We start from the raw sequence: 13,937 nt of genomic DNA on the forward strand, positions 1-13,937 counted from the left end.
CCCGGAGAGGACGCGCGGGCCGCGGGAGCGGCCTGGGGGCCGACCACCGGCCGGGGGCCCGCCGTACCCCGGCGGTCGTGGAGGCGGTCCGCGCCGCCGCGTCGCGGACACCGACCGACATGGTGGACTCCGGACGGTGCCCCGCGCCGCGCGGCACCATCGGCGACGCGGCGGTCCGGACGCCCACGGCGACCCGGCGCGGCAGAAAGAGCTGTGGGAAACGGCGGGCGGCCTGGCCCGACTTCCGGTCAGGCCCCGGGCATGACGGGTTTCGTGTGGCGATGTCCAGGGAACACCGTAAACTCTGTGCGGGAACAGAAGATCGAAGTGTGAACCGTTTGAAATGTTCACGCTGCCAGGCCGGGGTCCGCCACGTCTGCCATTCGGGAATACTGCCTATGCCGAGCCCAGAGGTGCTCAAGCGAGCTTTCGTCACGCGGCGCCGAAAGCGGTCCGCCATGTCGTCGAGGCCGCCGCTGATACGTGAGTTGCTGCTCGTCATCGTGCTGTACACGGGCTACAAGTTGGGCAGGCGCGCGGCCAACGGCCAGTTCTCGGAAGCGTATGAGAACGCGGACCGGATCTGGAGCCTGGAGCGGGCCGTTTACCTGCCCAGCGAGGCATGGGTGCAGGACATGGTGCTGCACAGCGAGTCGCTGATCCGCGCCATCAACGTGTACTACGCGACCGTCCACTTCCCGGCCATGGCGCTGTTCCTCATCTATATGTATTGGCGGCGTCCCGGACACTATGTCTGGTTCCGCTGGGTCCTCACCTGGCTGACCGGTGCCGCGCTGGTGCTGCATCTGCTGATGCCGCTCGCCCCGCCGCGGCTGTTCCGGACCGACGACATGGTGGACACCAGCGCGATCTACGGCCCCGGAGTGTATGACAAGCCGGACCCGGACTCCATGTCCAACCAGTTCGCCGCCATGCCCTCGATGCACGTCGGCTGGGCGGTGCTCATCGCCCTCACCCTGATCGTGGCGACGCGAAGCCGGCTGCGCTGGCTGTGGCTGATCCACCCGCTGATCACCGTACTGGCGGTGGTCGCCACCGGCCACCACTACTGGATGGACGGCATCGTGGCCTGCGCGCTGCTGGCGATCATCCTGGTGGTGCTCCGCCCGCCCCGGATCCCTCGTCCCCCGGTGGAGATCCTGGAGCCGGCCACGAGCCGGCCGCCGAGCCTCCCGGAGCCCGCCGTCACCCAGTCCGCCGTCACGCAGTCCGCCGCCCCGCGTCCCGCCGGGGCCGGGGCCGGGGGGAAGCCGGTGTCCCCGGCGGAGCCCGCACCGGCACCGCCCGCAGTGGATCTGGTGCGCCGGGAGAGCTGAGCCCGCGCAGGAAGGCGAGGATTCCGGCGTAGCCCATCCCGAAGGAGAGCGGCGCGTCCTGGCCCTCGGTGTCGATCATCTCCGGCGCCGCGTCCGGACCGTGGCTGCGCACCAGCAGATGGCGGGCCACCCGCTCCGCCCCCGCGCGGAACCGGTCGTCGCCGCTGCTGTCCGCGAGGTCGAGCAGCGCGCTGCCCACGCCCGAGGCACCACAGCACTGGGACAGGTTCTCCATGCGGGGGACCCACGCGGCGCACGCCGCGCCCGCCGTCCGCGCGGCCCGGTCGAGCTCGGGCTCGCCCAGCACGACGGCCGCGTGCCCCAGCGCCCGCGCGGCGCCCGCCAGTCCCTGACACCACGACGCCGCGATCGGAACGGCCGAGGGCGCCGCCGCCGCGCCGGCCAGCTCGGCCGCCCGCCGGGCGAGCCGCCGGGCCCCGGCGAGGGCGGCCTCCCCCACCTGCGGGTCGGCCGTCCGGGCCGCCAGCCCGGTCAGGAAGTCCACCACTCCCGCTAGCCCGTGGGCGTAGCCGAAGGTCGGATCGACTCCGGCGCCCGGCGGCAGCCCGGAGTCAGCGGCCACCGACAGCCGCGGCCCGTCGCGGGACAGCAGCTGTTCCGCCCGTGCTCCGGCCGCCGCCAGGTGGCCGGGGTCCCCGGTGACGTCGGCGAGCAGCAGGTGCCCGAGCCCCACGCCCGCGACGCCGCTGAAGACGTCGTCGTTCGGCTCCGGCGGCGCGCCCGGCGGCGGCGCCTCGCCGGTACCGAACCCGGCGGCGGCGGCGTGGGCGAGGAAGAGCGCGACGCCGGTGGTCCCCGCGTACAGCCCCTCGGCCGGCCCGATCCGCGCGGTCGCCGCGCGGGCGTGCGCGACCAGCAGGCGCAGCACGGCCGGCACCCCGGGGCGGTCGCGGTGGTGCAGGAGCTCCAGACCGATGCCCGCGCTGCCGGTGTAGAGGCCGCCGTCGACCGAGCCGATGGCGGCCTCGTCGCCGTCCAGGTGATACCTGCCGACGCCGGCCAGCACCAGGTCCAGCACCCGTTCCGTCAGCCGGGCGACGGGCTCGTCCGGCGGGGGCGCGGTGCCCGGCGGCGCCGGCCCGGGCCCGGCGGGCCACCGGCCGGCGGCCAGGTCCCGCAGCGCCGCCTCGGCCGTGGCACGGTCGTCGGCCAGCAGGCCGCCGATCGCCGCCACCGTGCCGGCCCCGGCTCCGGCGGCGCCGAGGCCCTGGAGCATGCGCCGCCGCGCCAGGGCCCGTTCCGCGATCCCGGCGAGGGGAAGCATCCCGGTCGCCGCGTAGCCGAGCGTCATGCCGAACGCGAAACAGTCGTCCGCGCGGTCCGGCGGCTCGTCACGAAGCTGCCCCGGCGGTGCGAACCCCGGGGTGCCGCCCGGCGGATGGAAGCCGGCGAGGGCGGAGAGCCCGAAGTCGACGAGGAACGCCCGCCCGGCCCCCAGCACCACGTTCCGCGGTGTGACGTCCCGCATGACGATCCCCCGGTCGTGCAGCGCCACCAGGGTGCCCGCGATCCGGCGCGCGACACGGCGCAGCTCGCCGACCGGCAGCGCGCCGCCGGTGCGGACCCGGTGCAGAAGGTTCAACGCGCCCACGTCCGTGGTGACGAGGAACTCGTCGGGACCGTGCGCGAAGTGGTCGACGAACGCGGGGACACCCGCGAGGTCCCGGCACGCCGCCAGCACCCGGCGCTCGTTGCGCAGCCGGGTCCGCGCGTCGCCCCGCCGCCCCTCCCCCACGTACGCGCGGGCCTGCTTGACGATGACCGGCCGTCCGGTCGCGGTGTCCTCCGCGCGGTAGACGTTGCCCTGCGCGGCCTGGTGGATGCCCCGGACCGGCCGGTAGCGCCCGCCCAGCGGCGGCGCACCGCCACCCTCCGCACCGCCGCTCCCCGCACCCTCCGCTCCGGCGTCCTCGGGTCCGGCGCCGAACGGGTCGGCCGCCCACGACGGCCGCCGGTATTCGAGGGTGGCGACCGCGTCGAACCACTCGCCGTCCGGCCCCGGAATCCGGATGCCGAGGCCGCCCCGCTCCCCCGGGACCCAGCGCGCGATGAAGGGGCCGTAGCGGTAGTAGACCGGGGCGTCGGCGGCGATCCTGCGGTCGCTGAGCACGCGCGGTCCCTCGTGGCCGCGCAGCAGCGCGGCCAGCGCGAGCCCGAGGTCGCGTACCCGCGCGGGCCCGGGGTAGACGGTGACGGCCTTGCCGACGGCGGCCGGGGTGTCCCGCCCGCTGTTGAGGCGCGCCAGGGCCGCCTCGGAGCGGGCCAGTTTGAAGTGACAGCGCTCCGCGAGCAGGCGCGGCAGCAGCACGGCGGCCAGCGCGGGAAAGGTCACGGCGCGGGAGGAGATGTGCAGCTTCCAGCCGTGCGCGGCGAGCGGCACGCCGTCCGGCACGACGGTGACCCAGGCCGCCCCGGTGCGCAGGGAGACCGCGCGGGCGCCGACCGGGGCTCCGGCCAGCGCCCGCCGGACGAGATCTCCGCCGTCCCAGCCCGGCACGGCGTCGCTCAGGCGAACGCGCTGTTGCCGGTGGCGAGGCAGTTGGCCGTCGAGCCGGTGCACACGCAACTGATGGGGCAGCGGTCGGCCGCGTGGGCGGCCTGCTCGATGGTGTCGAAGGGAATCCGGGGCTCGACGGCGAACTCTCCGGCCCGGCGCGGGACGAGATCCGACAAGGCTTCCATTCATGGCTCCCTGGTGCCGTTTTCTGGCGAGCCCATCGACCGTAACACCGGGTCCCGGCGGCGCCAATGGCACCCGTGTGTGCTCCCTTGCCGAGCGGTTTCCCGGCCCATATCGTGGTTCCGCCGTACAACTCCCTTGGTCGGAATCTCATCTGACGGGGCGCAGAGTGCAGACGGCTCGGGGAGGGAACCGCCGATGACCACACGTGGACGACACCGTCGCTACCGGCCGAGTGCCGTGTCCCGCGCCTCGCTCACCGTCACCGCGAGCGGTGCGGGGCTGGCGCTCCCGCTGATCGGCGCGAGCGGCGCGGGCGCCGCCTCCGCCGACACCTGGGAGGAGGTCGCCCAGTGCGAGAGCGGCGGCCAGTGGGACATCAACACCCGTAACGGGTTCTTCGGGGGCCTGCAGTTCGTCCAGAGCACCTGGGAGGCGTACGGCGGCACCGAGTACGCCCCGCGCGCCGATCTGGCGACGCGCGACCAGCAGATCGCCGTCGCCGAGAAGGTCCTCGCGGGCCAGGGCCCCGACGCCTGGCCCGCCTGCTCCGACGTGGCGGGCCTGGTCCGCGACGGCGTCACCCCCGAGGTGACGCCCGTGGCCGAGAGCACGACCCGGACGGCCGCCCCGACGGCCCAGGCGGCCCCGGCCGCGACCGAGACCCGCGCGCGCCCCCGGACGCCGGCCGCCGACACCGGCGATCTGTACGAAGTGGTGAGCGGCGACACCCTGTTCGGCATCGCCCAGTCCAACGACGTCGGTGGCGGCTGGCAGTCCCTCTACGAGCTGAACCGCGCCACGGTCGGCGGCGACCCCGATCTGATCTTCCCCGGCCAGCGGCTCGCCCTGGACGACGCGGATCAGTCCGGCGCCGAAGCGGCCGAGGAGCCGGCGCCGGCCGAGGAGCCCGCCTCCGAGGAGGCCGGCGAGGACCGGGAGCGGGAGGAGCGCGAGCGCGCCGAGGCGGAGGCGGCGGCGGAAGCCGAGGCGGCCGAGGCGGAAGCCGCGGCGGAGGCGGCGGCCGAAGCGGACGCCGAGGAGCGGGAGCGGGAGCGGGAGGAAGCCGCGGCGGAGGCGGCGGCCGAAGCGGAGGCCGAGGAGCGGGAGCGGGAGCGGGAGGAAGCCGAGGCCGCGGCGGCGGCCGAGGCCGAACGCGCCGAGGCCGAGCGGGCCGCCGCCGAACGCACCGCCTACAGCGCCCCGGTCAGCGCGGGCACCGGCACGGCCTACCACGCCACGGGCGGCTCATGGTCAGTGGGCTACCACACGGGCGTCGACTTCCCGGTCGCCACCGGCACCTCGGTGAAGTCGGTGACCGACGGTCAGGTGGTCTCCGCCGGCTGGTCCGGGTCCTTCGGGTACGAGGTCATCGTCAAGCACGCGGACGGGAAGTACAGCGAGTACGCCCATCTCTCGGCCATCTCCGTCTCCGAGGGACAGCCGGTGGTCAGCGGGCAGCAGATCGGCCGCTCCGGCTCCACGGGCAACTCGACGGGCCCGCACCTGCACTTCGAGATCCGCACCGGAGAGGCGTTCGGTACCGACATCGACCCGCTGGCCTATCTGCGGCAGAACGGCGTCTCGCTGTGAATCCGGCCAGATCCATGGCCTGATGCGGTCGCGACTCCCGCCGACCTATCCGGACAGATACCCAGGTATTCCCCCAGCGCGGGGACGTTGATCCGGCGTTTCCTTCCCTCATCCGCCGTGGAGTCAGTAGTCTCAACCCTCGGGCCAATTCGCGCATATGCAGGGGACATTGGAGGCGTCGATGGAACTGCCCGCCTGGGCGCCGCCGGGTATGGATCTGTCCGTCCCGAGCGTTTCGCGCATGTACGACTACTACTTGGGCGGTTCCCACAATTTCGAGGTGGATCGCGCGGCGGCCCGCAAGGCGTTGGAAGCCTTCCCCGGCATTCCCAAGATCGCCCAGGCGAATCGTGCCTTCATGCGCCGCGCGGTGCGTCACGCCATTTCGGAAGGCGTCACCCAGTTCCTGGACATAGGCTCCGGCGTCCCCACCTTCGGCAACGTCCACGAGGTGGCCCAGGAGGCGAGCGACCGGGCCCGGGTGGTCTATGTCGACAACGACCCGGTGGCCGTCGCCCACAGCCGGGCGGTGCTGGCCGGTGACGACCGGGCGGATGTCGCCTCGGCGGACTTCAGGGATCCGCAGGGCGTCCTGAACAGCGATCCGGTCGGCCGGCTCCTCGACCTCGACCGGCCCGTGGCCCTGCTGCTCGTGGCGCTGCTGCACTTCTTCGAGGACGACGACAAGCCCGGTGAGAAGGTCGCCGCGCTGCGTGACTCCCTGGCGGCCGGCAGCCTGCTGATCCTCACTCACGCCTCCGTCGACCACGGTTCGATGACGCCCGAGCAGGGTGCCCGGATCACGCGGATCTATCGCGACGGCGGCGCCACGCTCGTGATGCGCTCAGGCGAGGACATCGCGCGTTTCTTCGACGGCTTCGAGCTCGTCGACCCCGGCCTGGTCCCGATGCCGGACTGGCGGCCGGAAGGCCCGCCCGATCAGGAGGATCCCATCGTGTACGCCGGCTACGCGGGAGTAGGACGCAAAGCGTGAGACCCTCGCCATCCTCCGACGGCCCGCGGCGTTTCGCCACCCTCTGGTGCCGCGCCGTCTACCCGGCCACCGCGACCTCGATGACCAGGCCGGAGTTCGAGGCACTGCTGCTGGACCTGACCGGTCGGCTCTCCGACGCGCTGCACGCTCCGCGTTTTGACCCGGACCCGGCCCGCGCGGTCGGCGAGGCCCTCGTCGCCGCCCACTGCACCGCGCCCGAGGCCCTCCCCAGCGTGCTCGGCGTCATCGACGCCTACCTCCTGCTCCACTGCGGGGACCCGGACCGGCTGAGCCCCGAGGAGGGCCGCACCCGCTGCGCCCGCCTCCAGCACGCCGTCTCCGCCGGCTTCGCCAAGGCGCTCCAGGAGCGGACCCGCGCCGAGCAGGAGGCGGTCTCCCGCGCCGCGCTCACCGCGCAGGCCGAGATCGCCAAGGCGCTGCACGAGAGCGAGACGCGCTTCCGTGCCGTTTTCAAGGACGCCCCGCTGGGCATCGGGATCGCCGACATGGACGGCGAGATCCTGGACATCAACGACGCGCTCGCCGGGATGTTCGGCGGCTTCGAGCAGCATGTGGGTGGCCGCAACGTCCTGAGCTGGACACATCCCGAGGACTCCCCCGAGGTCTGGCGGATGCAGCGTGAGCTGATGCGCGGCGAGCGCGAGCACTACCAGGTGGAGAAGCCGTACCACCGCAAGGACGGCACCGTCCTGTGGACCAACCTGACCGTCTCGCTGCTGCGCGACGCCGAGGGCCGGCCGCGCTACATGCTGGCGATGGTGGAGGACGTCTCCGAGCGCCGCCTGCTGAACCTGCGGCTGCGCTACCAGGCCACCCACGACGCGCTGACCGACCTGCCGAACCGCTCGCTGTTCTTCGAGCGGCTGGAGCAGACGCTCGCCCCCGGCTCGGGGCCGGCCCGGATCGGGCTGTGCTATCTGGACCTGGACGGTTTCAAGGCGGTCAACGACAGCCTCGGCCACGCCGTCGGCGACCAGCTCCTGATCGCCGTGGCCGAGCGGCTCCAGAGCTGCGTCTCCGGGCCGGGACAGATGCTGGCCCGGATCGGCGGCGACGAGTTCGTCGCCCTGGTCGTGGACCCGCCGACGGCCGAGGCGGTCATCGAGGTCGCGCGGCACGCGCTGGAGGCGCTGGCGACGCCCGTGGACGTGGGCGGCCGGGAGCTGATGGTCAGGGCCAGCATCGGGATCGTCGAGGGCGCCACCCGGCACCTGACCTCCGCCGAGGTGCTGCGCAGCGCCGACATCACCATGTACCGGGCGAAGGGCGAGGGCGGCAACCGGTACGCGGTGGCCGACCCGGACTCCGACGCCCGCGCCATCAGCCGGCACCACCTCACCCACCACCTGCCGGCCGCGCTGAAGGGCGCCGAGTTCTTCATCGAGTACCAGCCGCTGGTCAAGATGGAGGACGGCAGCCTGGAGGGCGCCGAGGCACTGGTGCGCTGGAGCCATCCCCGGCACGGCGTGCTCGGACCGGACCGTTTCATCCCGCTCGCCGAGCACACCGGGCTGATCGTTCCGCTGGGCCGCTGGGTGCTGCAGGAGGCCGTGCGCCAGGCGTGCCAGTGGCAGGTGCGTGGCATAGGCGGCACGCGCGCCCTGAAGGTGAACGTGAACCTGTCGCCGCGTCAGCTCTCCCACCCCGAGCTGGTCGAGGACACCGTCGCGGTGCTGGAGGAGGCCGGGCTGCCGCCGAGCTCGCTCTGCCTGGAGGTCACCGAGACGGCGATGATCAGCGCCGACGAGAACGAGTTGCGTCCGCTGCGCGAGCTGGCCGAGCTGGGCGTGGGGATCGCGCTGGACGACTTCGGCACCGGGTACTCCAATCTGGCGAACCTCAGGCGGCTGCCCGCGACCACCCTCAAGCTGGACCGTTCCTTCACCCAGGGGCTCCAGCGCGACCCGGCCGACCCGGTCGACCTGAAGATCGTGGAGGGGATCGTCTCGCTCGCCCACACGCTCCAGCTCTCGGTGACGGTGGAGGGCGTGGAGACCTCCGCCCAGGCCGAGCAGCTCCGCGAGCTGGGCTGCGACTCGGCGCAGGGCTGGTACTACGCGAAGCCCGGACCGCCGGAGCGGCTGCCCGAGGCGGTCTGACCGGGCGTCGCGGCCGGCCCCGCCCCCCGGGCCCAGGTCTTGATCGCAGCCGCCTCGGCCGCGCGGGCGCAGCACGATCTCCTCGCCCCTGAACGCGAGTTCGGCGACGGCCACGTCCACGGCGTCGTACGATGCCCCGCTCAGCATCCCGATCACCCGCCACGGCCGGACACCGGAAAACCTCGTGGGGCCGCTGGTCGGCGGCTCGGTAGGATGAGTGAAGTCCCTTACGGCGATCCGTCACACTCCGTGACTCGTTTCACTTCTCGCTATCTCTTCTCACCATTGGAGCATCCGAGGATGGCCCGACACCTCATCACCAGTGCGCTGCCCTATATCAACGGGATCAAGCACCTGGGGAACATGGTGGGCTCGATGCTCCCCGCCGACGTCTACGCGCGGTATCTCCGCGGGCGCGGCCACGACGTGCTGTACATCTGCGCCACCGACGAGCACGGCACGCCCGCGGAGCTGGCCGCGAAGGCGGCGGGCCTGCCGGTGGCCGAGTTCTGCGCCCGGCAGCACGACGCCCAGAAGGCGGTCTACGACGCCTTCGGCCTGCGCTTCGACTACTTCGGCCGCACGTCCTCGCCGCAGAACGTCGAGATCACCCAGCACTTCGCCCGCCGCCTCCAGGAGAACGGGTTCATCGAGGAGCGCGCCACCCGCCAGGTGTACTCGCTGGCGGACGGCCGGTTCCTGCCCGACCGCTACATCGTGGGCACCTGCCCCTACTGCGGCTACGAGGCGGCCCGCGGCGACCAGTGCGAGAACTGCACGCGGGTGCTGGACCCGACCGACCTGCTCCAGCCGCGTTCGGCGGTCAGCGGCAGCACGGAGCTGGAGGTGCGGGAGACCAAGCACCTGTTCCTGCTCCAGTCGAAGCTGGAGAGCGAGGTCGAGGCGTTCGTCGAGGAGAACGGCAAGGAGTGGCCGACCCTGGCCTCCTCCATCGCCCGCAAGTGGCTGACCGAGGGCCTGCACGACCGCGCGATCACCCGCGACCTGGAGTGGGGCGTGCCCGTGCCGGCCGACGTGTGGCCGGAGCTGGCTGCCGACGGCAAGGTGTTCTACGTCTGGTTCGACGCCCCGATCGGCTACATCGGCGCGACCAAGGAGTGGGCGGACGCGGCCGGGGACGGCGAGGAGCGCGACTGGCGCTCGTGGTGGTACGAGGCGGACGGCTCCGTGCGGTACACCGAGTTCATGGCCAAGGACAACGTGCCGTTCCACACGGTGATGTTCCCGGCCACCCAGCTCGGCACCCGGGAGCCGTGGAAGAAGGTCGACTTCGTCAAGGCGTTCAACTGGCTGACGTACTACGGGGGGAAGTTCTCCACCTCGCAGAACCGCGGCATCTTCGCGGACGCCGCCCTGGAGGTGCTGCCCGCCGACTACTGGCGGTACTTCCTGATGGCCGGCGCCCCCGAGTCGGACGACGCCTCCTTCTCCTGGGAGCTGTTCTCCTCGGTGGTCAACAAGGACCTCGCGGACACTCTGGGAAATTTCGTGAACCGCGTGCTGTCCTTCTCCCGCAAGCGCTTCGGCGACGCGGTCCCCGCCGGGAGCGCGGCGGGCGAGGCCGAACGACGGCTGGGCGAGGAGGTGGCGCGGCTGCTCGCGGAGTACGAGGAGCACCTGGAGGCCCTCCAGTTCCGCAAGGCGGCCTTCGCGCTGCGCGCGCTGTGGAGCGCGGGGAACGCCTATCTGGAGGAGAAGGCGCCCTGGCAGGAGATCAAGACCGACCAGGACGCCGCGGCCCTGACGCTGCGTACGGCGATGAACCTGATCCACCTCTACGCGGTGGTCTCCGAGCCCATCATCCCGTTCACGACCGAGGCGCTGCGGTCGGTCTTCGCGCTGGAGGGCGCCGCGGCCCGCTGGGTCGCGCCCGAGGAGGCGCGGGCCCTGGACGCGGTGCCGGCCGGGACCCCGTTCACCGTTCCGCCGGTGCTCTTCGCCAAGATCACCGAGGACGATCTCGCCGCCTACCGGGAGCGCTTCGGCGGCCAGGAGGAGTGACCTCCCCCGGCTCCGCCCTCAGTCCGCGTCGGCCGCTCCCGGTGGAGCGGCGGCGAGGATGCGTTCGGTCAGCTCGGCCGCCGCGGCCTTGATGGTCTCCAGCCCCCGCCTTCCCCAGGGCCGGGGCATCCGGTCGACCACGCTGATGGTGCCCAGCGCCAGGCCCGAGGGATCGAGGAGCGGCGCGCCGAGGTAAGAGCGGACGCCGTCCTCCTGCACGACGGGGTTGCCCGCGAACCGCGGGTAGTCGTTGACGTCGTCCAGGACGAGCGCCTTGCCGCGCACCACGACGTAGGGGCAGAAGCCGTGGTCCCTGGCCGTGAGCCGGGGCCGCGCCTCCCCCTCCGGATCGTGCAGCCCGGCGAAGAACTGCCGGTGCGCGTCGACGAACGTGACGGCCGCCCAGGGCGTCCCTGCGACCCGGGCGAGGGCGCGGGCCGCCTCGTCGAACGCGGGGACCGGCTCGGCGCCGAGGCCGATGCCGAGTTCGCGCAGACGCCGGATACGGCTGGGGACGTGCTGGTCCTCGGGGGTGAGCAGGGGGCGGGGGGCGTCGTCATGGGTGATCGTCAGCATGGTCGCTCCTTGACTGACTCGGGTCGGATGCGGGATGCGGAACGGGGGACGCGGAACGGGGGCGGCCGGGGGTCGGGGCGGGGAGCCGGTGCGGGTGGGCGTCAGAGCCGTTCGCGCAGGCCGTGCAGGACCGCTTCCAGCAGGGCCCGGTCGGTGCGGTCGCCGCGCGCCGGGGCGGGCGCGTCGACGGTCACGGCGCCGCAGTCCAGCAGGTCGGACAGCAACACCTTGGTGATCGTGGCGGGCAGCCGGACGCGGGCGGCGATCTCGGCCACCGAGACCGGCCGCCGGCACAGCCCGAGCACCTGGGCGTGGTCGGGCCCCACGTGGCGGCGTATCCCGCGCCCGGTGGCCTTGACCAGGGTCAGCAGGTCCAGACGGGCGGCGGGCCGGGTGCGCCCGCCGCTCGCGGTGTAGGGGCGGGTCAGGCGGCCCGCGTCGTCATCGAGCAGGGGGTCGTCCGGCGGGGAGTCGGTCATCGTGTCACCGCCCCCCGCACTGCCGGGCCGGGGTGGCCAGGGCCGGTCGCACGCTCCTGACGAGCACGGTCATCTCGTGGCCCAGCACGGCCGCGTCCGCCTCCCGGCCGGCCAGCACCGCCAGGCAGGCGCCGTCACCGGCGGTGCACACGAACAGCAGGGCGTTCGCCATCTCGACGACGACCTGCCGGGCCTCCCCGCAGTCGGGAAGGCGGCGACCGGCGGCGCCGCCGAGGGCGCAGAGGGCGGAGGCCAGGGCGGCCAGCTGCTCGGCGGTGTCGGCGTCGAGACCGTGGACGGCCCGCACCAGGCCGTCGATGGACAGCAGGCACGCGCCGCGGGCGTGCGGCACCCGTTCCACCAGGCGGGTCAGCAGCCAGGACACCTCGGTCGGCAGCCCGGCCGGCACATCGCTCACCATGGTCGGCTCGTCTCCTCGGGGGCGAAGGGGGGTGGGGGCCGACCGTCGTCGGATTCCTCGGCGAGGGCCGCGCCTCGCCGGAAGGCGGCCAGCAGGCCGGGGTCGAGGGCCGCCGCGGTGGCGGCGGGTGGCGGCGGCGCCGGGGGCGCGGCGGGCACGGCGGGAGTGGCGGGCGCGGCGGGAGAGGCGGGCGCGGCGCTCTCCCGGGAACGGGGCACCAGCCGCTCCTCGCGCCGCCGGTGCGGCAGCGGGGGCGGGGGCGGCGGCTCCTCCTTCGGGACCGACGGCCCGGCGGCGGCCCCGACCACCCCGCCGGGGGCGCACCGCCCCTCGCTCGCCTCGCCCAGCAGCTCGTGCGGCAGCACGGCCACGGCCTGGACGCCGCCGTAGATGTTGCTCTGCAACTGGACGACGATGTCGTGCCGTCGGGCCAGGGTGGAGACCACGAACAGCCCCACCCGGCCCGCGTCCAGCAGCTCGGTGACGTCGAGCCGCTCGGTGCCGGAGAGCACGGCGTTCATCCGGCGCTGCTCGTCGGCGGTCATGCCGAGCCCCCGGTCCTCGACCTCGACCGCCAGCCCGGCGGCCACCCACTGCGTACGCAGCAGCACCTGGGTCTGCGGCGCGGAGAACTCGGTGGCGTTCTCCACCAGCTCGGCCAGCAGGTGGACGACGTCGGCGACGGCGTGGCCGCGCACGGTGCCCTCGATGGGCGGCACGAGCCTGACCCGCGCATAGTGCTCGACCTCCGCGATACAGGAGCGCAGCACCTCGGAGACACAGACCGGGCGGCTCCACTGGCGGCGGGCGACCGCGCCGCCCAGGACGGCGAGGTTCTCGGCGTGGCGCCTGATGCGGGTGGCCAGGTGGTCGAGGTGGAAGAGGCCCTTGAGCAGCTCCGGGTCCTCGACCTCGGCCTCCAGCTCGTCCAGGTATTCGATCTGCCGGTGGACGAACGCCTGCGTGCGGCGGGCCAGATGGACGAAGACCTCGACCCGCTCGTCGCCGCCGCCCGCGGTGTTCACCAGCGCGGCGACCTGGCAGACGGCCGATCCGGCGGCGTGCCGGGCCGTCGCGATCTCGTACCGGAGCCGGTCCAGCGGATCATCCCCGGGCACGGGCGGCGGCGGGCCGTCCGGTGGTCGCAGCCGCTCGCCGCGCTCGGCCTGGCCCATCAGCGCCTGGAGCTCGACGCGCCCCTGCGCGGCCTGCCGGCGCAGCGCCGCGAGTCGGGCGGCGTGCGCCCTGCCCTGGGCCGCGGCGACGACGGCGGCGACGGCCAGCACCGCCGCGGTGAGGCAGGCGGCCCCGCCCAGCACGCCCCACAGGAGGCCGTCGCCGGTCCGGTCCGCGTCCGCGCGCCGTCCGCCGCCCAGCAGGTACGCGACGACGGCGGTGGCGATCACGGCCACCAGCGCCGCGGGCAGCACCGCCAGACGCGGCAGCCGCTGCCGGGCACCGGACCCGCCATCCGCGGACCGCCCGGCGGGCAGCGGATGGTCGCGGGAAGGGCGCGCCCGGGGGCGGAGCTGTGCTGGCATCGCTGTCCTCATCAGGCGGGTCCCATCAGGCGGGCCAAGTGTGCGTAAGGCAACGCTATGGGCCAACAGCGAGGCGAACGGGCATAGTTCCGGCATTCGCCACCCTTCGCCACCTCCCAATGAGTGAATGGACGCCGGGAAACTTTGACCGCG

The 13,937-nt window shown here is 73.7% G+C and carries 11 protein-coding genes; 5 read left to right on the forward strand and 6 right to left on the reverse strand.

Annotation, left to right across the window (positions count from 1 at the left end; genetic code table 11):
- Positions 1 to 458 precede the first annotated feature (458 nt).
- Entirely contained in the window at positions 459 to 1,337 is an 879-nt protein-coding gene (locus tag OIE51_RS02925) for a phosphatase PAP2 family protein (protein WP_326595280.1), read from the forward strand.
- On the opposite strand, the gene OIE51_RS02930 is transcribed toward OIE51_RS02925, so the two are convergent.
- Both OIE51_RS02930 and OIE51_RS02935 read right to left on the reverse strand, forming a co-directional pair.
- Positions 1,222 to 3,855, reverse strand: coding sequence for a class III lanthionine synthetase LanKC N-terminal domain-containing protein (locus OIE51_RS02930; protein ID WP_326595282.1), 2,634 nt, complete (start codon positions 3,853 to 3,855; stop codon positions 1,222 to 1,224). The genes OIE51_RS02925 and OIE51_RS02930 overlap by 116 nt on opposite strands.
- 8 nt (positions 3,856 to 3,863) lie before the next feature.
- Positions 3,864 to 4,040 carry a hypothetical protein gene (locus tag OIE51_RS02935; protein WP_326595284.1) on the reverse strand — a complete coding sequence of 59 codons (177 nt, stop codon included), beginning with the start codon at positions 4,038 to 4,040 and terminating at the stop codon, positions 3,864 to 3,866.
- A 196-nt stretch (positions 4,041 to 4,236) separates the two neighbouring features.
- On the opposite strand from OIE51_RS02935, the gene OIE51_RS02940 reads away from it, so the two are divergent.
- The 4 genes from OIE51_RS02940 to metG all read left to right on the forward strand — a co-directional run bounded on the left by OIE51_RS02940 (position 4,237) and on the right by metG (position 10,767).
- Positions 4,237 to 5,631: a transglycosylase family protein gene (locus OIE51_RS02940; RefSeq protein WP_326595285.1), complete on the forward strand. Its 1,395-nt coding sequence runs from the start codon at positions 4,237 to 4,239 to the stop codon at positions 5,629 to 5,631.
- A 181-nt stretch (positions 5,632 to 5,812) separates the two neighbouring features.
- Entirely contained in the window at positions 5,813 to 6,625 is an 813-nt protein-coding gene (locus OIE51_RS02945; RefSeq protein WP_326595286.1) for an SAM-dependent methyltransferase, read from the forward strand.
- Positions 6,622 to 8,745: a putative bifunctional diguanylate cyclase/phosphodiesterase gene (locus OIE51_RS02950; protein WP_326595287.1), complete on the forward strand. Its 2,124-nt coding sequence runs from the start codon at positions 6,622 to 6,624 to the stop codon at positions 8,743 to 8,745. The genes OIE51_RS02945 and OIE51_RS02950 overlap by 4 nt, the downstream gene beginning before the upstream one ends.
- 300 nt (positions 8,746 to 9,045) lie before the next feature.
- On the forward strand, positions 9,046 to 10,767 hold the full coding sequence (gene metG / locus OIE51_RS02955; RefSeq protein WP_326595289.1) for a methionine--tRNA ligase: 1,722 nt from the start codon (positions 9,046 to 9,048) through the stop codon (positions 10,765 to 10,767).
- An 18-nt stretch (positions 10,768 to 10,785) separates the two neighbouring features.
- On the opposite strand, the gene OIE51_RS02960 is transcribed toward metG, so the two are convergent.
- The 4 genes from OIE51_RS02960 to OIE51_RS02975 form a co-directional block, all read right to left on the reverse strand.
- On the reverse strand, positions 10,786 to 11,343 hold the full coding sequence (locus OIE51_RS02960) for a GAF domain-containing protein (RefSeq protein ID WP_326595291.1): 558 nt from the start codon (positions 11,341 to 11,343) through the stop codon (positions 10,786 to 10,788).
- A 101-nt stretch (positions 11,344 to 11,444) separates the two neighbouring features.
- A complete protein-coding gene (locus OIE51_RS02965; protein WP_326595292.1) occupies positions 11,445 to 11,822 on the reverse strand; it encodes a DUF742 domain-containing protein in 378 nt (125 codons plus the stop codon).
- Between the two features lie 4 nt (positions 11,823 to 11,826).
- Positions 11,827 to 12,243 (reverse strand): roadblock/LC7 domain-containing protein, encoded by a 417-nt coding sequence (locus OIE51_RS02970; protein WP_326595293.1) that lies wholly within the window; start codon positions 12,241 to 12,243, stop codon positions 11,827 to 11,829.
- Complete coding sequence (locus OIE51_RS02975; protein ID WP_326595294.1) at positions 12,237 to 13,784, reverse strand: sensor histidine kinase; 1,548 nt, start codon at positions 13,782 to 13,784, stop codon at positions 12,237 to 12,239. The genes OIE51_RS02970 and OIE51_RS02975 overlap by 7 nt, the downstream gene beginning before the upstream one ends.
- Positions 13,785 to 13,937 lie beyond the last annotated feature (153 nt).

It is taken from the genome of Streptomyces sp. NBC_01803, from assembly GCF_035917415.1.
GTDB lineage: Bacteria > Actinomycetota > Actinomycetes > Streptomycetales > Streptomycetaceae > Streptomyces.